Annotated in this window: 20 protein-coding genes and 2 tRNA genes; 12 read left to right on the top strand and 10 right to left on the bottom strand. The window is 36.5% G+C overall.

Annotated features, from left to right (window positions below):
• Nucleotides 1–48 precede the first annotated feature (48 nt).
• Nucleotides 49–549, top strand: a complete 501-nt coding sequence (locus ACM55K_RS03325) for a DUF456 domain-containing protein (protein ID WP_416848816.1) — start codon at nt 49–51, stop codon at nt 547–549.
• A gap of 60 nt (nt 550–609) precedes the next feature.
• Here ACM55K_RS03325 and ACM55K_RS03320 read toward each other — a convergent pair.
• From ACM55K_RS03320 to dnaE, 5 genes are all read right to left on the bottom strand, one after another.
• Nucleotides 610–683 (bottom strand) — tRNA-Asp (locus tag ACM55K_RS03320).
• Between the two features lie 170 nt (nt 684–853).
• Nucleotides 854–927: transfer RNA gene (locus ACM55K_RS03315), tRNA-Asp, on the bottom strand.
• A gap of 87 nt (nt 928–1014) precedes the next feature.
• Nucleotides 1015–1953 (bottom strand): DUF58 domain-containing protein, encoded by a 939-nt coding sequence (locus ACM55K_RS03310; RefSeq protein ID WP_416848815.1) that lies wholly within the window; start codon nt 1951–1953, stop codon nt 1015–1017.
• A 167-nt stretch (nt 1954–2120) separates the two neighbouring features.
• Nucleotides 2121–2438, bottom strand: coding sequence for a thioredoxin (gene trxA / locus ACM55K_RS03305; protein ID WP_416847785.1), 318 nt, complete (start codon nt 2436–2438; stop codon nt 2121–2123).
• 241 nt (nt 2439–2679) lie between these two features.
• Nucleotides 2680–7224: a DNA polymerase III subunit alpha gene (gene dnaE, locus ACM55K_RS03300; protein ID WP_416848814.1), complete on the bottom strand. Its 4545-nt coding sequence runs from the start codon at nt 7222–7224 to the stop codon at nt 2680–2682.
• Nucleotides 7225–7888: 664 nt separating this feature from the next.
• On the opposite strand from dnaE, the gene leuC reads away from it, so the two are divergent.
• The 4 genes from leuC (at nt 7889) to leuB (ending at nt 12827) form a co-directional block, all read left to right on the top strand.
• A complete protein-coding gene (gene leuC / locus ACM55K_RS03295; RefSeq protein ID WP_416848813.1) occupies nt 7889–9283 on the top strand; it encodes a 3-isopropylmalate dehydratase large subunit in 1395 nt (464 codons plus the stop codon).
• A gap of 183 nt (nt 9284–9466) precedes the next feature.
• Nucleotides 9467–10063: a 3-isopropylmalate dehydratase small subunit gene (gene leuD, locus ACM55K_RS03290; protein ID WP_416848812.1), complete on the top strand. Its 597-nt coding sequence runs from the start codon at nt 9467–9469 to the stop codon at nt 10061–10063.
• Between the two features lie 138 nt (nt 10064–10201).
• Nucleotides 10202–11734, top strand: coding sequence for an alpha-isopropylmalate synthase regulatory domain-containing protein (locus tag ACM55K_RS03285; RefSeq protein ID WP_416848811.1), 1533 nt, complete (start codon nt 10202–10204; stop codon nt 11732–11734).
• 31 nt (nt 11735–11765) lie between these two features.
• Nucleotides 11766–12827, top strand: coding sequence for a 3-isopropylmalate dehydrogenase (gene leuB / locus ACM55K_RS03280; RefSeq protein WP_416848810.1), 1062 nt, complete (start codon nt 11766–11768; stop codon nt 12825–12827).
• Between the two features lie 112 nt (nt 12828–12939).
• On the opposite strand, the gene ACM55K_RS03275 is transcribed toward leuB, so the two are convergent.
• Nucleotides 12940–13302 carry an RNA recognition motif domain-containing protein gene (locus ACM55K_RS03275; RefSeq protein ID WP_035668600.1) on the bottom strand — a complete coding sequence of 121 codons (363 nt, stop codon included), beginning with the start codon at nt 13300–13302 and terminating at the stop codon, nt 12940–12942.
• A 141-nt stretch (nt 13303–13443) separates the two neighbouring features.
• Entirely contained in the window at nt 13444–13926 is a 483-nt protein-coding gene (locus tag ACM55K_RS03270) for a DUF6252 domain-containing protein (protein ID WP_416848809.1), read from the bottom strand.
• Between the two features lie 198 nt (nt 13927–14124).
• Here ACM55K_RS03270 and ACM55K_RS03265 point away from each other — a divergent pair, with 198 nt between their 5' ends.
• From ACM55K_RS03265 to ACM55K_RS03235, 7 genes are all read left to right on the top strand, one after another.
• Nucleotides 14125–14697 carry a 30S ribosomal protein S16 gene (locus ACM55K_RS03265; protein ID WP_416848808.1) on the top strand — a complete coding sequence of 191 codons (573 nt, stop codon included), beginning with the start codon at nt 14125–14127 and terminating at the stop codon, nt 14695–14697.
• Between the two features lie 15 nt (nt 14698–14712).
• The gene (gene rimM / locus ACM55K_RS03260) at nt 14713–15237 is read left to right on the top strand and encodes a ribosome maturation factor RimM (protein ID WP_416848807.1); all 525 of its coding nucleotides are present in this window, start codon (nt 14713–14715) and stop codon (nt 15235–15237) included.
• 109 nt (nt 15238–15346) lie between these two features.
• A complete protein-coding gene (locus tag ACM55K_RS03255; protein ID WP_416848806.1) occupies nt 15347–16054 on the top strand; it encodes a tRNA1(Val) (adenine(37)-N6)-methyltransferase in 708 nt (235 codons plus the stop codon).
• 240 nt (nt 16055–16294) lie between these two features.
• Complete coding sequence (locus ACM55K_RS03250) at nt 16295–17473, top strand: acyl-CoA dehydrogenase family protein (protein ID WP_416848805.1); 1179 nt, start codon at nt 16295–16297, stop codon at nt 17471–17473.
• 91 nt (nt 17474–17564) lie between these two features.
• Nucleotides 17565–18347, top strand: a complete 783-nt coding sequence (locus ACM55K_RS03245; protein WP_416848804.1) for a DUF3050 domain-containing protein — start codon at nt 17565–17567, stop codon at nt 18345–18347.
• Between the two features lie 69 nt (nt 18348–18416).
• Nucleotides 18417–19190, top strand: a complete 774-nt coding sequence (locus tag ACM55K_RS03240; RefSeq protein ID WP_416848803.1) for an SGNH/GDSL hydrolase family protein — start codon at nt 18417–18419, stop codon at nt 19188–19190.
• A gap of 81 nt (nt 19191–19271) precedes the next feature.
• Nucleotides 19272–20165 carry a serine/threonine protein phosphatase gene (locus tag ACM55K_RS03235; protein WP_416848802.1) on the top strand — a complete coding sequence of 298 codons (894 nt, stop codon included), beginning with the start codon at nt 19272–19274 and terminating at the stop codon, nt 20163–20165.
• Between the two features lie 34 nt (nt 20166–20199).
• On the opposite strand, the gene ACM55K_RS03230 is transcribed toward ACM55K_RS03235, so the two are convergent.
• From ACM55K_RS03230 to ACM55K_RS03220, 3 genes are all read right to left on the bottom strand, one after another.
• Nucleotides 20200–20517 carry a 2Fe-2S iron-sulfur cluster-binding family protein gene (locus tag ACM55K_RS03230; protein WP_035668621.1) on the bottom strand — a complete coding sequence of 106 codons (318 nt, stop codon included), beginning with the start codon at nt 20515–20517 and terminating at the stop codon, nt 20200–20202.
• Nucleotides 20518–20709: 192 nt separating this feature from the next.
• Nucleotides 20710–20949 carry a NifU family protein gene (locus ACM55K_RS03225; RefSeq protein WP_416848801.1) on the bottom strand — a complete coding sequence of 80 codons (240 nt, stop codon included), beginning with the start codon at nt 20947–20949 and terminating at the stop codon, nt 20710–20712.
• Nucleotides 20950–21018: 69 nt separating this feature from the next.
• Nucleotides 21019–22146 carry an Mrp/NBP35 family ATP-binding protein gene (locus tag ACM55K_RS03220; protein WP_416848800.1) on the bottom strand — a complete coding sequence of 376 codons (1128 nt, stop codon included), beginning with the start codon at nt 22144–22146 and terminating at the stop codon, nt 21019–21021.
• Between the last annotated feature and the right edge of the window lie 31 nt (nt 22147–22177).

Here is a 22177-nt window from a genome sequence, read left to right as displayed (position 1 = left end):
TAGAAATAGAAATGCTTCTTTATTTTTCAAAATTACTAAAATAATGCTATGGATATATTACTTTTAATTCTTGGTTTTTCATGCATGATTACAGGCATTTTTGGAAGCTTTTTACCCGTTTTACCTGGGCCAAGTATCAGCTGGGTTGGTTTACTGTTGCTTTATTTCACGAATGCTATTCCGGCTAATTATTGGATTCTTGGAATTGCTTTATTGATTACTGTCGTTATTTCTGTTTTGGATTATGTCATTCCTTCCAGAGGAACCAAAAAATTTGGTGGCAGTTCCTATGGTATTTGGGGAACAAATATTGGTTTGATTATCGGAATTATTGCTCCTATTCCTTTTGGTTTTCTTTTAGGCCCTTTTGTTGGCGCTTTAATCGGAGAACTTATTTTCGATTCAAAAGACCATAAACGGGCTTTGAAAGCAGCCACAGGATCATTTATCGGCTTACTGGCTTCCAGCTTTATGAAATTTGTGGTTTGCGTAATGTATCTAGGATTGTTTCTTACGATTGTCTGGCAGTATAAATCAGAGCTGTTTTAATTTACAAACTTCCTGAAATCAAAAAAGCCTTTCAATTACGAAAGGCCTTCTTTAATCTAGCGGTCTGGACGGGACTCGAACCCGCGACCCCATGCGTGACAGGCATGTATTCTAACCAACTGAACTACCAAACCTGCTTTCTTTTTAATCAAAAAAGCTATCCACAAAAGTGGAAAGCTTTTCATTGGTCTAACTACTAAACCCGCTACAAGTTACAAATTCGTAGCAAACAACACAACTAGCTTTAGATACCTTATTGGGGCAAAAAAGCCTTTCAGTTATGAAAGGCTTTCCCCAATATTAGCGGTCTGGACGGGACTCGAACCCGCGACCCCATGCGTGACAGGCATGTATTCTAACCAACTGAACTACCAAACCTGCTGCTTTATTGCGGTGGCAAAGATACAATAGATTTCCGTTTACGCAAGCGTTTTTTGAAAAAATATTTGATAAAAATTCGCCGTATCACCCAAAGTTTTGTTTTTCAACCAAGTATGTCATTAAAATTTTTTCGAAACTTTCATCCGCACCTACCGGAATGTACTTTATTCGGTTTTGCGCACAGGTTAATGCCAGCTTCTTGAAATAACTTTCTACCTGTTTTTCGTATTCTTCTTTTACATTATCCGCAAAAACCGCCACTTCTTCACCCGATTCCACATCAATAAACTTCCTTGGCGCATTGTCAAAGTCAAAATTCAACTCCGTTTTGTTGTCCACAACATGAAATAAAACCACTTTGTGCTTGTTGTGTTTCAAATGTTGCAGGGCATTAAACAGTGCTTCTTCTCCCGACGCGTCAGAACCGGACTGAAACATATCCGTAAATAGGATAATCATCGAACGACGGTGGATTTTCTCCGCTATTTGATGTAAGAAGGTAACCGTATCCGTGCTTTTTTTGATCGCAGGTTTTTCCAGCAACCCTTCGAGTGCATTCAAAATCATTCTGTGATGGCGATCACTGCCTTTTTCAGGCGCGTAGTATTCATATTTGTCCGAAAACACACTTAGTCCCACAGCATCGCGTTGCTTCTTTAAAAGATTCATTAAAACCGCCGAAGCCAAAACCGAGAAGCCGATTTTATTTTCATAGAATTGCTGACTTTCTTTTAATTTAGGATAATGCATCGAAGAGGAATTATCGATAATGATATGGCAACGCAAATTCGTCTCTTCCTCAAATCGTTTCGTGTACAAACGATCTGTTTTGGCAAATAACTTCCAATCGATGTGTTTGGTGCTTTCGCCCACATTATAAACTTTATGCTCCGCAAATTCAGCCGAAAATCCATGAAACGGACTTTTATGCATGCCCGAAATAAAACCCTCCACAACCTGATTGGCCAGCAATTCAAGATGCTGAAAACTGGAAATTTTCTCTATTTGCGATTCGATCTTCATATCTCAAATGTAGTAAAAGATGGAATGATTTAAAAATTTAAAGATTTTAAAAATAAAACTAAATCGGGAAGCTGAAATAAATTCAGCTTAAACAAAAAAAAGGCCTGACTTTCGCCAAACCTTTTATCTGAATCCGTACAGATTCTATGTAAATCATAATCTACCGATTACAACAAAGCGTCTAAACTATCTGCGTAGGTTTGTTTCGGAGCAACTCCTACTTGTTTTCCTACTACTTCTCCGTTATGAAAAACCAATACTGTTGGGATATTTCTCACTCCGTATTTGGCAGCAAATTCTTGGTTTGCATCAACATCAACTTTTCCTACGACTACTTTTCCCTCGTATTCCGCACTCAATTCGTCAATGATTGGTCCAACCATTCTACAAGGTCCACACCATGCTGCCCAAAAATCCACCATTACCGGTTTGTCTGATTTCAAAACTACTTCATCAAAAGTAGCGTCTGTTATTGCTAATGCCATATTTTTTTTATTTAAATGTTTAAGGTTTCAATCCTGAGTACAAATTTAGAAATTAAAAACTAATCAAATGCCATTCATAAATTAGTTTTGATTATAAGTGTATTGTCAATTGTTATTTTTAGTAAATGTTAGGAGCTTTTTCCTGCTATTCGTTTCAATCTTTTACAGCCCAGTCAGGGTTCAAAACCCTGACAGCGTTGTAAAAGGATTTCCACTTCTATCAGGGCTAGGGCATTGTGCTCTAATTCAACTTAAAGTTTATTTGCATTTTCTCCAGCTCCACCAGCAGTTCATTTGAGATTTTGATTTTCAATTTTCTGCTCGGCATTGTTATTTTAGTTACAACCTTAATCTCTTCCACTTCTTCTAATTTTGCTACAGTATTTGTCTCTGGAATTTCGAGAGCTTCCATTTCAGAATCATCATTTTCATCGACAAAAACTTCTTCCTCATTGTCTATTTCAACAGGAGCTACGGTAACGAGTCGTTTTATTTTCTCCAGCTCCATAATTTCAAAAGACACCGTATTATCGCCTTTATTTTCTTGAAAGAGGTGACTTAATTTATGAATAAAATCATTTTCTAAATCTGATATATTCAGAAGCAAGATTAATTTCTTAGCGAAAATGTCCAACACATCCTGTAATTGTTTTGCATCAGTAAACTGCATTCTTGGCTCAGATTTTTTTCCAGTTTCTCTATTAACCCATCCGTCTTTAATCAGGATTTTAAAATAAACAAAATTATTAGGAAGCAAGTATCGATGAAAATTCAAATACTCTTCATTAAATATTTTAAATTCAAAACTTTCGTCAAAACCTTCTAAGTTAAAAATCGCCCATTCTTTACCGTTTTTAGCTATCCGTCTTTGCACATTAGAAACAATACCTCCAAAAGCAAGGGTTTTACCCACATAAAGCTCCATGTTTTTAAGCATTTCCAATTTCGAATTACAGAAATACTTCATTTCAAATTTAAAATCGTCCAACGGATGTCCCGAAATATAAATCCCAACAACCTCTTTTTCTTTGGCAAGCTTTTCCATCGTACTCCAATCCTCACAAGGCGGCACAATAGGCTCTGCAATTTGCACTTCACTGGTATCGCCAAACAAACTCACTTGAGATGAATTTTCATTTTCCTGAAACTTCGATCCATACCGGATCGCTTTTTCATAAAAAGTAATTCCATCGCCATCATCATGAAAATATTGCGCTCTCGTTGTTCCTAAAAACGAATCAAAACCTCCAGCCAAAACCAGATTCTCCAATGCTTTTTTATTCGCTGCACGCAAATCAATACGTTTGGTCAAATCAAAAATCGATTTATATCTTCCATCCTTTCTATTCTCAACAATCGTAGCCACAGCCCCAGATCCCACACCTTTTACGGCTCCCATTCCAAAACGCACTGCATAATCATCATTTACGGTAAATTTATAAAATGACTCATTCACATCGGGTCCTAAAACCTGCAATCCCATACGCTTGCATTCCTCCATAAAGAAAGAAACCTGCTTGATATCACTCATATTATTAGACAAAACCGCGGCCATATATTCGGCTGGATAATTGGCTTTCAAAAATGCGGTTTGGTACGCAATCCAAGCGTAACAAGTCGAGTGCGATTTATTAAACGCGTATTCCGCAAAAGCTTCCCAGTCTTTCCAGATTTTCTCCAATTTATCTTCGGCATGGCCTTTGGCGGCAGCCTGACTGATAAATTTGGGTTTCATTTTGTCCAAAACATCCTTTTGTTTTTTTCCCATCGCTTTACGCAAAACGTCGGCATCACCTTTGGAGAAATCCGCCAGTTTTTGGGACAAAAGCATTACTTGTTCTTGATAAACGGTAATTCCGTAGGTATCTTTTAGCAATTCTTCACAGGCATCAAGGTCATAAACAATTTCCTCCTCGCCGTTTTTCCGCTTGACGAAACTCGGAATATAAGCAATCGGTCCCGGACGATACAACGCATTCATCGCAATCAAATCGGGAAAAACCGTTGGCTTCAATTCCTTCATGTATTTCTGCATTCCCGGACTCTCATATTGAAAAATCCCCACCGTTTCACCACGTTGAAAAAGCTCATATGTTTTTACATCGTCAATTGGGAATTCATCTGGATTCAGGTCAATTCCGGTTCTGTATTTTACTAATTTGACGGTATCTTTTATCAGGGTCAGGGTTTTCAAACCCAAGAAGTCCATCTTCAACAAACCGGCACTTTCTACAACCGAGTTATCAAATTGGGTCACATACAAATCGGAATCTTTGGCGGTAGCCACAGGAACAAAATTCGTAATATCACTTGGCGTAATAATAACTCCACAAGCGTGAATCCCGGTATTTCTTAGATTTCCTTCTAAAACTTTGGCTTGCTGAATGGTTTCCCCACCTAAATCGCTTTCATTAGCAAGACCTATTAATTCTTTTATTTTATCGTATTCTTCTGGACGAACGGCTTTCTTAATGACATCTTCTTTCTCGTTCAAAAATCGCGCTAAATTCCATTTTGACGGCATCATACCAGGAATCAGCTTTGCGATTTTATCGGCTTCAAATAAAGGTAAATCCAAAACACGAGCGGTATCTCGAATGGCCGATTTTGTTGCCATTTTACCGTACGTGATAATTTGAGCCACTTGTTTCGAACCGTATTTTCGAATCACATAATCCATTACGCTGCTTCGTCCCTCGTCATCAAAATCGATATCAATATCGGGAAGTGACACACGATCGGGATTCAGGAAACGCTCAAAAAGTAGGTTGTACATTAACGGGTCGATATTGGTGATTTTCAAACAATACGCTACCACCGATCCTGCCGCGGATCCCCGACCAGGACCTACAGAAACACCCATACTTCTCGCCTCGGCAATTAAATCCTGCACAATCAGGAAATATCCAGGATAACCGGAATTCGATATCGTCAATAATTCAAAATCCAGTCGTTCTTGAATTTCTTCGGTGATTTCAGGATATCTTCGATTCGCTCCTTCAAAAGTCAAATGCCTTAAATACGCATTTTCACCTCGTACCCCGCCATCAACTGCATCTTCGGGATTATTAAATTCAACAGGAATTTCAAATTTTGGCAACAAAACTTCCCGTGCCAAATCGAAAATTTCAATTTTATCCACAATCTCCGAAATATTCGAAATCGCTTCCGGAAGATTATTAAAGAGCTGTTTCATTTCGTCTCCCGACTTGAAATAGTATTCCTGATTGGGCAGTCCATAGCGATACCCGCGACCGCGACCTATTGGCGTCGTCTGTTTTTCACCGTCACGCACACAAAGCAAAATATCATGTGCATTCGAATTTTCTTTATTTATATAAAAAGTATTGTTAGTCGCAACAATCTTAACATCATGCTTTCTCGCCAATGAAATCAGGGACGCATTCACCCGATTCTCATCTTCCTGGTTGTGACGCATCACCTCAATATAGAAATCTTCTTTGAATTCATTTTTCCACCAAAGCAACGCTTCTTCGGCTTGGTTTTCACCAATATTTAAAATCTTATTTGGGATTTCGCCATAGAGATTTCCAGACAAAACAATAATATCTTCTTTGAATTCCTGAATGACTTTCCTGTCAATTCTTGGCACATAATAAAATCCTTCGGTATACGCGATGGAAGACATTTTAGCCAAATTATGATAGCCTTTTTTGGTCTTCGCCAAAAGCACTATTTGGTACCCATTGTCTTTTACCGATTTATTTTTATGGTCTTCACATACAAAAAACTCGCAGCCTACAATAGGTTTCATTGGGACTTCGGTAGGTTCTTCACCATTTGCGACAGCGGCTTTATTCTTCGCTTCAGCGGCTTTATTATGGTATAAAATATCACGGACAAAATGAAAAGCACCCATCAAATTCGCATGATCGGTCATGGCAACCGCAGGCATTTTTTGTTGTGCCGCCGCTTTTACTAATGCCGCAATACTAATAGTAGACTGTAACACCGAAAATTGCGTATGATTGTGCAAATGCACGAAAGGCGTATCAACAAGTACCTTTTTATTCTCAGAAAGCGCTGCTCTTGAAACTACTGGAGCTTGTTTTTCTCCGAACTGCTGCCGAATTTTATCAGACGCTTCCTTAAGATTAATATGTTTTAATCCTATAAGCTGAATCTCATATGGATTCTTATTTTGGAAATCTTTAAAATAGCCAATTTCAACATCGAGTTCTTCTTTAGTAAAAACATCGCGACGAATTAGCTCTAAGAAACAACGCGTAGTTGCCTCCACATCGGCAGTCGCGTTGTGCGCTTCACCAAAGGGTTTATTAAAAAGGTAACTGTGTAATTCGGTTAAGGTTGGTAATTTGAATTTACCTCCTCGCCCCCCCGGCAATCGCAATAAGGAAGCGGTAACTTCGGTACAGGTATCCAAAATTGGCATCGAACTCATTTGACTTTCAACGCCCATTCTATAAAATTCGCAACCCATAATATTGATGTCAAAACCTAAATTCTGACCCACAATAAATTTGGCTTTGCCTAAAGCTATATTGAATTTTTCCAAAACTTCCGCCAACGAAATTCCGTCGGCTTCCGCCAATTCCGTAGAAATACCGTGAATTCGTTCTGCATCATACGGGATATTAAAACCTTCGGGCTTCACCAAATAATCCTGATGCTCGATGAGTTTTCCCATATCGTCGTGCAACTGCCAAGCGATTTGAATACAACGCGGCCAGTTATCCGTATCTGAAATGGGAGCCCCCCAACGCTTTGGCAATCCTGTAGTTTCGGTATCGAAAATTAAGTACATAGTTGAAATTGAAGTGTTTGTAATTCTTTAAAATCACAAAAAATGAATTTCAAATTTAGGATATTTTTAGCTAGAATAAAACCTAAATGCGAACAAAAAAATTCAAAAAAATCGCTAAGAATCACCCTACTAATTATTCATCTTTTAGCATAAAATCACCCAATATTGCCCCATTAAAAAGAAAAATAAACACCCGGTGTGTTTTTTGGATGTCGTAGTATTTCACCAAAACAAATTGAAATGAAAGCCCAAAAAAAATACTGCTTTAGTTATGTAAAAAGACTAAAAAAGACATTGTATAGAAAATAAAACACGGGGTTACTTTTGTTAATTATTACTATTTTAATTCGTTTTGTTATATTTTTACAATCAAAAAACCCTCATTTACACCAAAATAGCGATAAATTTGCAAATTATCAAATTGGACCTCTTTAAAATAAAAATAGCTTTAAAAAGAAATTTAATATCAAAATAAAAAGATGGTATTCAAACTACAAACCTATAACAGAAGAGGTAAGGTGTTGTAAAAACAGTTTGGGTATCGTATATAATGAAATATTAAAATTGACAACCTTATTTCTTTTTTTAAATTTGTTCCCATTGTTACAACTTTATGCAAACAATTGGGTTGTAAAAGAAGAAATACACTTAAAAAATATTTAAAATGAGTACTACATTATTTGACAAAGTATGGGATTCGCATGTTGTGCGTAAAATTGAAGATGGACCAGATGTGTTTTTTATTGACCGTCATTTCATCCATGAAGTTACTAGTCCTGTAGCTTTTTTAGGTTTAAAAGAAAGAGGTATTACAGTTTTATACCCAGAACGCACTTTTGCAACTGCCGATCACAATACACCAACAATAAATCAACACTTACCTGTTGCTGATGCCTTATCTGCTAATCAATTAAAAGCATTGGAAGACAACGCAGCAGAATATGGTATTTCTCACTGGGGGTTAGGTCACCAAAAAAATGGAATCGTTCACGTAGTAGGTCCTGAAAACGGAATTACTTTACCGGGTGCCACTATTGTTTGTGGAGATTCTCATACTTCTACGCATGGTGCTTTTGGAGCTATTGCTTTTGGTATCGGAACTTCTGAGGTTGAAATGGTTATGGCTACACAATGTATCATGCAACCGAAACCAAAGAAAATGCGTATCAACGTAAATGGTGAATTGAGTAAAGGTGTGGGTCCAAAAGACGTTGCACTTTATATTATTGCACAATTAACTACTTCTGGAGGTACAGGATATTTCGCAGAATATGCAGGAGATGTTTTTGAAAACATGTCTATGGAAGGTCGTATGACTGTTTGTAACTTAAGTATCGAAATGGGTGCTCGTGGTGGTATGATTGCTCCGGATCAAAAAACATTTGATTTCTTAGAAGGAAGATTATACGCTCCAAAAGGCGAAGTTTGGACAAAAGCTGTTGAATATTGGAAAACGTTAAAAACTGATGCTGATGCGATTTTTGATGCAGAATTAAACATCAATGCGGCAGATATTGAACCAATGATTACTTATGGTACGAATCCTGGAATGGGAATTGGTATCTCAAAAAATATTCCAAATGCCAACCAAGTTGAAGGTGGTGAGGAAACGTATAAAAAATCTTTAGCCTACATGGGCTTTGAAGAAAATGACGTAATGATTGGTAAACCAATTGATTTTGTTTTTCTTGGAAGTTGCACCAATGGTAGAATTGAAGATTTTAGAGCTTTTACAGAAATAGTAAAAGGAAGAAAAAAAGCAGACAATGTTACGGCTTGGTTAGTTCCAGGTTCTCACGTAGTGGAAGCCCAGATTAAAGAAGAAGGTCTTTTGGACATTCTAACTGAAGCTGGTTTTGTATTGCGTCAGCCAGGTTGTTCCGCTTGTTTAGCGATGAATGATGATAAAGTACCTGCAGGAAAATATGCAGTAAGTACTTCAAACAGAAACTTCGAAGGTCGTCAAGGTCCCGGTTCAAGAACATTATTGGCAAGTCCAATTATGGCTGCTGCAGCAGCAGTTACTGGAAAACTAACAGACCCTAGAGATTTGATGTAAAAGATTTCTGAATGTAGATTAACGATTTTTGATTTCAGATTTAGTTAATCCACATTTTTTTTTACAACACTCAGTTTACACTATACAATTTAGATTACACAAAATAATATTAACGTATACGATTACATTTTCCTTGCGGTAAATCTAAAATCAGAAATCGTTAATCAAAAATCATAAATCACAATGGCATACGATAAATTTAACATCCTTACGAGTAGTGCAGTGCCACTACCAATAGAAAATGTGGATACCGATCAAATTATCCCAGCACGTTTCTTGAAAGCTACTAAACGTGAAGCTTTTGGAGACAACCTTTTCAGAGACTGGAGATACAACGGAGACGATACTCCAAAAGCAGATTTCGTATTGAATGACGCTACTTACAGTGGAAAAATATTAGTAGGCGGAAAAAACTTTGGTTCGGGTTCTTCAAGAGAACACGCAGCTTGGGCAGTTTACGATTATGGATTCCGTGCAGTTGTTTCTAGTTTCTTTGCAGATATTTTCAAAGGAAATTGCTTGAACATTGGTGTTTTACCGGTACAAGTTAGTCCGGAATTTGCTGACACAATCTTCAAGGCTATTGAAGCAGATCCAAAAACAGAATTGGAAATCAATCTTCCTGAACAAACCATTACGCTAAAAGCAACTGGCCAAAAAGAATCTTTTGATATCTCTGGATACAAAAAAGACAATATGGTTAACGGTTTTGATGATATTGATTATTTACAAAACATCAAAGAAGAAATTGTTGGGTTTGCCAATAAACTTCCTTACTAAAAAACAAACAATAAAAATGCAGTTATCTTAAGCTCAACATTATTGTTAAGCCAGATAACTGCTTTTACCTTTTTGCAAAATACAACAACCAGATTTCAAACTACTGAAATCGAAACCGCTTTTAGCATCAGATTTATAATGGAAAAAAGAAAAATTGAAATAATGGATACGACGCTCCGTGATGGCGAACAAACATCGGGAGTATCATTTTCTGCTGCAGAAAAACTAACCATTGCACAATTGTTGCTGGAAGAATTAAATATTGATAGAATTGAAATTGCTTCGGCACGTGTCAGCGAGGGAGAATTTCAAGGTGTAAAAGGGATAATGACCTGGGCTAATGAGAAAGAATATGCTAACCGAATCGAAGTTTTAACATTTGTTGACGGTGGACTTTCAATAGATTGGATGAAAAAGGCTGGAGCTAAAGTCCAGAACTTGCTAACCAAAGGATCCCTCAACCATTTAACGCATCAATTAAAGAAAACGCCTGAACAACATTTTACCGAGATTGCTCAAGCCATTGCATTGGCTCAAGAAAATAATATTGAAACCAATGTCTATCTTGAAGATTGGAGTAACGGAATGCGTAATTCACCTGAATATGTGTTTCAATATTTAGATTTTTTGACTAAACAACCGATTAAAAGAGTCTTACTACCGGACACTTTGGGCGTTTTAATCCCTTCTGAAACATTTGAATTTATTTCGAAAATTATAGCAAGATACCCAAATACCCATTTTGATTTCCATGCACACAACGATTACGATTTAAGTATCGCCAATGTAATGGAAGCTGTCAAAGCCGGTATTCAAGGGCTTCACGTAACCGTAAACGGAATGGGAGAACGTGCCGGAAATGCACCACTTGAAAGCACCGTTGCTGTAATCAATGACTTTTTACCTGAAATTAAAATCAGTGTAAAAGAATCTTCATTGTACTCTGTGAGTAAATTGGTAGAAACTTTCACAGGATATAGAATTCCAGCCAACAAACCTATTGTTGGAGACAATGTGTTCACCCAAACAGCAGGTATTCATGCCGATGGAGATAACAAAAATAATTTATATTTTAATGATTTGCTTCCGGAACGCTTTGGAAGAAAACGAAAATATGCATTAGGCAAAACATCTGGTAAAGCCAATATTGAAAAAAATCTTCAGGAATTAGGCCTGAAATTAAATCCCGAAGACTTAAAATTAGTTACCCAACGCATCATTGAATTAGGCGACAAAAAAGAAACCGTTACTAAAGAAGATTTACCTTATATTATTTCTGATGTTTTAGACAGCCAGACTTATGAAGAGAGAATTGTAGTGGAATCCTATGTATTGGTTCATGCCAAAGGAATGCGACCTTCTACTACCCTCTGTTTAAAAATAGATGGCGAAATCATTGAAGAGAATGCTCAAGGTGATGGACAATTTGATGCTTTTATGAATGCACTAGCAAAAATTTATAAAAGTAAAAAAATGGAATTGCCCAAATTGACTGACTATGCAGTGCGAATTCCGCCAGGAAGTAGTTCTGATGCATTGTGTGAAACTATAATTACGTGGACTAATCATGGAAAAGAATTTAAAACGAGAGGATTAGATTCAGATCAAACAGTTGCCGCAATCATTGCTACACAAAAGATGTTGAATGTGGTTACTGCCCAAAAACAATAAATAAAAATGATATTAATTTAAAACATACCTAATGAAATTTAACATAGCCCTTTTAGCCGGAGATGGAATTGGACCAGAAGTAATCAATGAAGCCGTAAAAGTTTCTGATGCTATTGCAAAAAAATTTAACCACGAAATCAATTGGACTCCAGCTCTTACAGGAGCTTGTGCCATTGATGCCGTTGGAGTTCCTTATCCTGATGAAACGCATGAAATTTGCATGGCTGCTGATGCAGTTCTATTTGGAGCTATCGGACACCCAAAATATGATAATGACCCAAGTGCTCCTGTGAGACCAGAACAAGGTTTATTGTTGATGCGCAAAAAATTAGGTTTGTTTGCTAATGTACGTCCTACATTTACTTTCCCATCTTTGATTGACAACTCTCCTTTGAAAAGAGAACGTATCGAAGGAACCGATTTGATCTTTTTAAGAGAACTTACCGGAGGAATTTATTTTGGTGAAAAAGGAAGAAAAGACGACGGCGAAACTGCTTTTGACACGTGTACTTACACAAGAGTCGAAGTACAACGTTTAGCTAAAAAAGGTTTTGAACTTGCCATGACACGTTCAAAAAAATTATGTTGTGTTGATAAAGCAAATGTATTGGAAACTTCCCGTTTATGGAGAGAGACTGTACAAGCGATGGAAAAAGAATATCCTGAAGTAACGGTGAGTTATGAGTTCGTTGATGCTGTAGCGATGCGTTTAGTTCAATGGCCAAATTCTTATGACGTCTTGATTACCGAAAACTTATTTGGTGATATATTAACAGATGAAGCTTCTGTGATATCAGGCTCTATGGGATTAATGCCATCAGCATCAGTAGGAGAACACACTTCATTGTACGAACCTATACATGGTTCTTATCCACAAGCTACAGGTTTAAATATTGCCAATCCATTAGCGACAGTATTATCTGCAGCAATGATGTTTGAAGATGCTTTTGGATTAAAAGAAGAAGCAGAAGCGATTAGAGCAGTAGTTAACAAATCATTGGAACAAGGAATTGTAACAGAGGATTTAGCTGGAAAAGATGCTAAAGCGTATAAAACTAGCGAAGTTGGTGACTGGTTAGTTGCAAATTTGTAAAACAATTATATAATTCTGTAGAAATGCAATACGTTGCATTTCTACAGAATATCTACCAAACAAAAAAGGTGTCAATAAATTGACACCTTTTTTTATATTGAAGAAAAAAATATTAATATCCTCCTCTGTTTCCACCACCACGGTTATCTCCACCACGGCTGTTTCCACCACCATAACCACCGCGTGAATCTCCACCACGACTGTTATTGTTAAAACTTCTTCTTTCACCTTCTGGTTTTGGCTCAGATTTGTTTACTACAATTGCACGTCCTTGAACAGTAGCTCCGTTCAATTCATCAATTGCTTTTTGAGCTTCGTCATCATTTGTCATTTCAACAAAACCGAAACCTTTACTTCTTCCAGTAAATTTATCAGTAATGATTTTAACTGAATCAACTGCTCCGTAAGCCTCGAAAGACTCTCTTAAATCTGCTTCCTCAATACTGAATGGAAGACTTCCAACAAAAATATTCATATGTACTTATTTAAATAATAGAACAAATGTACTCTTATTTTATTCTAATCTACTATAGATTAGCTTATTTATGTTTTTTATTTGAAAAAGAATATCCCAAAGCACCTAATTGAAGCCTTTTAAGAACACACTTGCCATAGTTTATTGAACAAGTGAACTCACAGGAACTTTATAAAAAACGCCTTGCTGAAAATTCACAACAGGGCCAGCTAATGGATTATTGTAAGTATTTTCTGCATTAAATTTAAACGTACCTGTAATCGTTTTGTTTATAGCATCATAATCCGATATCACAATTTGACCGTCTCCAATACCAAAACCTGTGGAAAAAGTAATTAAAGCACCTGTAGCATCGGTTAAGACATAAGTTACTTTTTTGGACTCACTGGTTCCTAAAAAATAGGTCTGAGCATTTGTAGAAGTTACCTTCAAAGATAAAACTTCATTCCTCGTATAGGCTTCAATCAATAAAGATCCATCTGAAGCTAATGTTGCCTTAGATTGAACAGCTCTCCAAAACACATTGTCTTTTACACCCTGCAAAGAAGGATTATTAAAGCTAACATCTTCCTGACAAGAAACTAAAGAAAAAATCATGGCAACAAACAGAAAATATTTTTTCATAAAGGCATCTTTTAAACAAACAAAAGTATGATATTATAGCTAAAAAAAATAAAATAGAAGTGAAAAATACACAACAAACCAACCTAACTTATTACTATTCATTAAAATAGTCTCCGCATTAGCAAATCTAAATAAAAAATGTATCTTTGCACCCTTAATTAATCGAGGTCGAGTACCTCAAAATTTAATCACAAGATTATGTCAGTAAAAATTAGATTACAAAGACACGGTAAAAAAGGAAAACCTTTTTACTGGGTTGTAGCAGCAGATGCTCGCTCAAAAAGAGACGGTAAATACTTAGAGAAAATCGGTACTTACAATCCAAACACAAACCCAGCAACTATCGACTTGAACCTTGATAGCGCAGTAAAATGGTTGCACAATGGTGCTCAACCAACTGATACTGCAAAAGCAATTCTTTCTTACAAAGGAGCTTTATTGAAACATCACCTTGATGGTGGTATCCGTAAAGGAGCTTTAACTCAAGAGCAAGCTGATGCAAAATTAGCGACTTGGTTAGAAGCAAAATCTGGAAAAGTTGATGCTAAAAAAGAAGGTTTAACAAAAGTGCAAGCTGATGCTAAAGCTAAAGCTTTCAAAGCAGAACAAGATGTTAATGCTAAACGTTTAGCTGCAGCTGCTCAAGCAGAAGCTGACGCTATCGCTGCTGCAACTCCAGCTGTTGAAGAAGAAGTTGCTGAAGAAGTTGCTGAAGTTGAAGCTGAAGAAGCTCCAGCTGCAGAAGAAAATAACGAAACAACTGAAGCATAATTTTAGAAGGCGAACATGCGTAAAGAAGATTGTTTCTATTTAGGTAAAATCGCTAAAAAATTTAGTTTCAAAGGGGAAGTTCTTGCCTATTTAGACACGGACGAACCTGAGTTATACGAAAACTTGGAATCAGTGTTTGTTGAATGCAACAAACACTTGGTTCCTTTTTTTATTGAAAATAGTTCACTGCATAAAAACGACTTTCTTCGAATTCGTTTTGAAGATATGAATACCGAAGAAGATGCCGATGCCATTATAGGCAACGCCATTTATCTACCCTTAAATATGTTGCCAAAACTTACCGGCAATAAATTCTACTTCCATGAAGTAATTGGTTTCGAAGTGGAAGACAAACGCTTAGGCGTTGTTGGAAAAATTCAATCCATTAATGACACCACTGCCCAACCCCTTTTTGAAGTTTTAAACGGTGATGTAGAAATCCTCATTCCTATGATTGACCATTTTCTTGTAAAAATTGACAGAGAAAACAAAAAAGTCATCATGGATTTACCAGAAGGACTTATTGAAATGTACTTGTAGAAATGTTTAATTGGTTAATCGTTAATTTGTTTAACTGAATCTGCAATCAAAAATCGTTAATCTACACCCGAGCCTAAAAGGCGAACTGGCGTAGCAATCTTAAATAATTATGTTTTCATTCAAGCAATTCTCAATCCAACAAGATCGTTGTGCCATGAAAATTGGGACCGACGGTGTTTTACTTGGCGCTTGGACACCAATTGAAAACAATCCATTTAGCATTTTAGACATTGGAGCTGGAACAGGTGTTATCGCTTTAATGCTTGCGCAAAGAAGCAACGCGGAACAAATTGACGCTTTAGAAATCGACGAAGAAGCCTACGAACAATCCGTAGACAATTTTGAAAACTCTCCTTGGAGTGATCGTTTATTTTGTTTTCATGCCGGTTTGGATGAATTTGTAGAAGAGCCAGAAGATGAATATGATTTAATTGTTTCCAATCCTCCATTTTACACTGAAGATTACAAATCCGAAAACGAACAACGTGATTTAGCCCGTTTTACTGATGCGATGCCTTTTGAAGATTTAATCGAAGCGGCTGCTTTGCTACTTTCTGAAAACGGTATTTTCTCTGCCATAATTCCTTTTAAAGAAGAAGAACTTTTTTTGGCTCTTGCCAAAGAATACGAATTATATCCTTTAAAAATTACTCGGGTAAAAGGAACTCCAAATACCGAAATCAAACGCAGTTTATTGGCTTTAAGCCGAAATGAAAATGCCATCATTACTATTGATGAATTAATTATCGAAACTTCAAGACATCAATATACCCCAGAATATATCGAATTGACAAAAGATTTTTACTTGAAAATGTAATTTGGAATTTTATCCAAATACACCAACTCCCTTATTTAAAATAAATTTCAAACGGCAATTAGCTATTTTATTGTAAATTAGTAGTCCATGATTTTTTCATTAAAATCACGCTTTAATAAAACACCTTATTTGATTATAACGTTTTGTTACTTTGAATAAAAATAAAAAAATATAACATTTATTAATGCTTTTGTTATATTTTCTTTATGTAAATTTGTCGCACATAAAAATTACCTAACCATGAAACCAGACTTATTTCAAGCTCCAGATTATTATAACCTAGACGATTTACTAACAGAAGAACACAAATTAGTGCGTGATTCTGCACGTGCTTGGGTAAAACGTGAAGTCTCTCCTATCATAGAAGAATATGCTCAAAAAGCTGAATTTCCAAAACAAATCATAAAAGGTTTGGGTGAAATTGGTGGTTTTGGACCTTACATACCTGAAGAATATGGTGGTGCAGGTCTAGACCAAATTTCGTATGGTTTAATCATGCAAGAAATTGAACGTGGCGATTCTGGTGTTCGTTCTACTTCATCCGTACAATCTTCCTTAGTAATGTATCCAATTTGGAAATATGGAAACGAAGAACAGCGTATGAAATACTTACCAAAACTGGCTACCGGTGAATTTATGGGCTGTTTTGGACTGACAGAACCTAATTATGGTTCTGATCCCGGAAGTATGATTACGAACTTTAAAGATATGGGCGATCATTACGTATTGAACGGCGCCAAAATGTGGATTTCGAATGCTCCTTTTGCTGACATTGCCATTGTTTGGGCAAAAAATGAAGAAGGAAGAATTCATGGTTTAATTGTGGAAAGAGGAATGGAAGGATTTACCACTCCAGAAACGCATAATAAATGGTCCCTTCGTGCCTCTTCTACAGGAGAGCTGATTTTTGACAATGTGAAAGTACCAAAAGAAAATTTATTACCCAATAAATCTGGATTAGGAGCTCCGCTAGGCTGCCTTGATTCAGCGCGTTACGGAATTGCCTGGGGCGCTATTGGTGCCGCAATGGACTGTTACGATACGGCGCTGCGTTATGCCAAAGAAAGAATCCAGTTTGACAAACCCATTGCAGGAACACAATTGCAACAAAAGAAATTAGCAGAAATGATTACTGAAATCACCAAAGCACAACTATTGACTTGGAGATTGGGAGTTTTGAGGAATGAAGGCAGAGCTACAACAGCTCAAATCTCTATGGCCAAAAGAAATAATGTAGATATGGCAATACATATTGCTCGCGAAGCCAGACAAATGCTAGGCGGAATGGGAATTACCGGTGAATATTCTATTATGCGTCACATGATGAATCTGGAATCCGTAATTACCTATGAAGGAACGCACGATATTCATTTACTAATTACAGGAATGGATATTACTGGAATTTCAGCTTTCAAATAGTATCGAACGACTATTAAAGTATTTATAAAATTGATAGCAAAAGCTTCTTGGAAACAAGAAGCTTTTTTATATTTACATAAAAATACCACCGATGAATATTGAAACAATCAACAATAGGATACAGCCCCAAAAAGAACTATTGTTACAACATCCCTTATACAAAAAAGTAAAAACTATTGAAGACTTGCAGTGTTTTCTTGAGAGTCACGTGTATGCGGTTTGGGATTTTATGTCCTTATTAAAAGCATTACAATCCAAATTAACATGTACAACAACTCCTTGGTTCGCCACAGAAAATCCAGAAACCAGATATCTGATAAACGAAATAGTCCTTGCTGAAGAATCAGATTTGACTATTGACGGTCGTCGCCAAAGTCATTATGAAATGTATATTGAAGCGATGATAGCTTGTGGTGCAAACACAACAGGTATTGAACAATTTTTATCAGAAGTCAATTCGCTTAAAAACATATTTGTAGCTATTAAAAAAAGCAATTTACACCCGAATATCAAAGCATTTTTAGATTTTACTTTCAGAGTTATTGAAGAAGGAAAATCGCATGAAATAGCTGCTGCTTTTACCTTTGGAAGAGAGGACTTGATTCCGAGTATGTTTACCGAAATTTTAAAAAATTTTCAAGAAAATTTTCCTAAAAAAGATTTGAGTAAGCTAATTTATTATTTCGAAAGACATATAGAACTAGATGCTGATGAACATGGTCCTATGGCGATGAAAATGATAACAGAACTTTGTGGAACTGATGCACAAAAATGGTCAGATGTAGAAGAAATTTCGATTTTAGCTTTAGAAAAACGCATCGGACTTTGGGATGCAATCGAAGAAACCATAATGATGAATGTGGAATTAGCTTAAAAACAAAACCAATACCATCAAATAAACGTAACTATTATTTAGAAATGACCTATCCCAAATTTCAAAATAATGGAAAAACAACTCAAAATAATAGTTGCGTATTTTTTACTACTTTTTATCGTGAGTTGTAGCAGTGAAAGTCCAATCCCTAGAACGACTTCCACACCAATAGTTACAAATCCTACAACTACTACTAATCCTGTAGTCGTAACAGTACCACAAACACAAAATCAAACCTTTAGTTATTTAGCTCTTGGCGACAGCTACACTATTGGACAAAGCGTTTGTGAAAACTGTAGGTTTCCGGAACAACTCAAGAAAAGTTTGAGTAATTTAAATCCAAACAACAACTATCCTTTAAAGGTTATTGCGCAAACTGGCTGGACCACCACTACCTTAATCTCGGCAATTGATTTGCAAAATCCAGCATCAAATTATGACTTGGTCACGTTATTAATTGGCGTAAATAACCAATATCAAAACAGATCTTTTTCTTTATATGAAAAAGAGTTTCCTGAATTAGTAACCAAAGCTATTGCTCTTGCAAAAGAGGACAAGGCTAATATCATTGTAATTTCTATTCCAGATTATGCCTATACTCCTTATGGTCAAGGATCAGGAATTCAATCGAAAATTTCGATGGAAATTGATGAGTATAACGCTTTCGCAAAAAAGTATTGCACCGATAACACTATTGAATTTGTAAACATTACCGACATCACCAGACAAGGTTTGACAAATACCAATCATGTCGCTCAAGACGGATTGCATCCTTCGGAATTAGCGTATTCATTATTTATAGAACGGATTTTGCCAAAAGCTGCTATAGCCATACAAAAATAAAAACAATTCCATAAAGGAAGTATCAATGGAAAAAATAGCTTTCTTCCCTATTTTTTTTATCTTTATTTTTAAAATAAATAAATGTCTTCCCAAGAACGATTAACAAGAGCTTACCAAGAAGCTAAAAGAATTCCTTTTGACAATCAGTCAAAATTTATCCTTTTTAGTGACTGCCACAGAAGCGACAACAGTTTTGCTGATGATTTTGCAAGCAATCGAAACGTCTATTTTCATGCAATGACCCAGTATTACAACGATGGTTTTGCGTATTGTGAGTTGGGTGACGGGGATGAATTATGGGAGAATATTTTCTTTAAAACTATTTTCGAAGCACACAAAAACGTGTATCTTTTACTAAAGAAATTTCATGATTCCAATAAATACCATAAAATTTGGGGTAATCATGAAATGACTTTTCGAGATAAAGACCATGTAGAAAAAACGCTTACTACGTATACAAACACACAAAACGACAGAATTGAACCCTTGTTTACTGGCATACAATGCCATGAAGCCATCGTTTTAGTTCATCAGGAAACCAAACAAGAACTATTTTTAACCCATGGTCATCAAGCCGATTTCATGAATTATGTAGGTTGGAAAATCAACAGATTTATGGTACGCATCTTATGGAAACCGCTACAAATTTGGGGGATATCAGATCCTACAAGCCCCGCTAAAAATTATGTGGAACGGATAAAAATCGAACGGCGAATCAAAAAATGGATTGAGAACAACAATCGTAAAATTACCATTGTAGGCCACACACATCGTCCTAGTTTTTCTTACCCAAGTCAAAACGCGACACCTTACTTCAATGATGGAAGCTGCGTGCATCCTAGAAGTATCACTGGAATTGAAATTGCAAATGGAACGATAACACTTATAAAATGGTTTATCGACACAAAGGAGAATGGTATTCTTCAAGTTGTAAGAGAAGTACTTGAAGGCCCGACAAATCTAAAAGATTATTAATAAAAAAGCGTTTGCCGAGGCAAACGCTTTTTTATTAATTTTCCGGAGCCAACTCCAGTTCTAATCCTTCTAGGCTTTCGGTGATTGGGATTTGACAGCCCAAACGACTGTTTGATTTCACATAGAACGCTTCAGAGAGCATTGCTTCTTCATCGTCGCCCATTTCAGGCAATGCAACATCATTCAGGACATAACATTGACAAGAAGCACACATGGCCATTCCGCCACAAGTTCCTTCTACAGGAAGTTCATACGCTTTACATAATTCCATGATGTTCATGGCCATATCTGTAGGAGCCTGTAATTCATGCACTACTCCTTCTCTGTCTTTAATTTTTATTAATACATCCATTTTTTACTATTTGGAATTGGTTAGTTAATCAATTGTATCTTTTTGGAATGTCTTAAAGGCATCCCGATTGTTTGCGTGAGGGATAGCAGCTAGCTACCGAAGTAGCGCGGATAGCCCGACCATTTTGAGAAAAAAGGCAAATACTCGTTATCTAGAGTAGCTTTTTTCTCAAAATGGTCACGCCCTAATCATTTATAGGATATTTACAACAGTTTCTATTTGGGGAGCAAACTTTTTGATGGTGGTTTCCACACCAGCTCTCAATGTCATTTGGTTTACACTGCAACTGGTACATGCTCCTTCAAGACGCACTTTTACGTGTTTGTCGTCCTCGATCGAAATAAGTGTAATATCTCCGCCATCAGAGTTCAAGAAAGGTCTGATTTCTTCTAATGCTCTTTGAACTTCTAGTGTTAATTCTTCTGTTGTCATTTTCTTTATTTAAAGATTGAAAGATTAGAAAATTGAAAGATTAAAAATCATTTTCAAAGATGCTAATTTCTATTTTTTTACTGCTGAACAGCCTGCCATAGTTGTAATTTTAACAGCTTCAGTAGCAGGTAAATTTTCGTTTCTGCTTACTACTTCCTGCACCACTTTTCTCGTGATTTCTTCGAAAACAGTTTCGATAATTGAACCGGTTTGCATCGCTGCAGGACGACCGTAATCTCCCGCTTCACGGATTGATTGTACAATTGGCACTTCTCCCAGGAATGGAACTTCTAAATCTTCTGCAAGATTTCTAGCTCCTTCTTTTCCAAAGATATAATATTTATTTTCAGGTAATTCTTCGGGTGTGAAGTAGGCCATGTTTTCAATAATTCCCAATACAGGAACATTTATTGCTTCAGACATGAACATAGAAACTCCTTTTTTAGCATCGGCCAAAGCTACGGCTTGTGGAGTACTTACTATTACAACACCCGTAATTGGCAATGATTGCACGATTGAAAGGTGAATATCACCCGTTCCTGGTGGCAAATCGACTAACATGAAATCCAATTCTCCCCAGTCCGCATCAAAAATCATTTGGTTTAATGCTTTGGAAGCCATGGGTCCTCTCCAAATTACCGCTTGACTTGGCGCTGTAAAAAATCCTATCGAAAGAATTTTTACTTCATAGCTTTCAACTGGTTTCATTTTTGATTTCCCATCCACCATTACAGAGACTGGCTTTTCATTTTCTACGTCAAACATGATTGGCATAGACGGTCCGTAAATATCAGCGTCAAGAATTCCTACTGAGAAACCCATTTTAGCCAATGATACCGCTAGATTTGCAGTAACGGTAGATTTCCCTACACCTCCTTTACCAGAAGCAACACCGATAATATTTTTTATTCCCGGAATTTGTTTTCCTTTAATTTCTGGTTTGTCCGGAACTTCAACTTTACTATTGATTTTGATTTTAGCATCCGGAGATACTAATTCAAGAATTGTTTTTTTGATATCGTCTTCAGCACGCTTTTTAATGTGCATTGCCGGTGTGTGCAATACTAAATCTACTACAACCTCATCGCCAAAAGTAATTACATTTGCTATTGCGCCACTTTCAACCATGTTTTTTCCTTCTCCAGCTATAGTAATCGTTTCTAAAGCTTTAAGAATGTCTTTCCTATCTAATTTCATTTTTAGTTTATTGTTTTCTATTGGCATTTTA

This window comes from Flavobacterium arabinosi (assembly GCF_048158725.1).
In the GTDB taxonomy this organism is placed as follows: domain Bacteria; phylum Bacteroidota; class Bacteroidia; order Flavobacteriales; family Flavobacteriaceae; genus Flavobacterium; species Flavobacterium arabinosi.
This window is presented reverse-complemented; position numbering and strand designations above follow the sequence as displayed.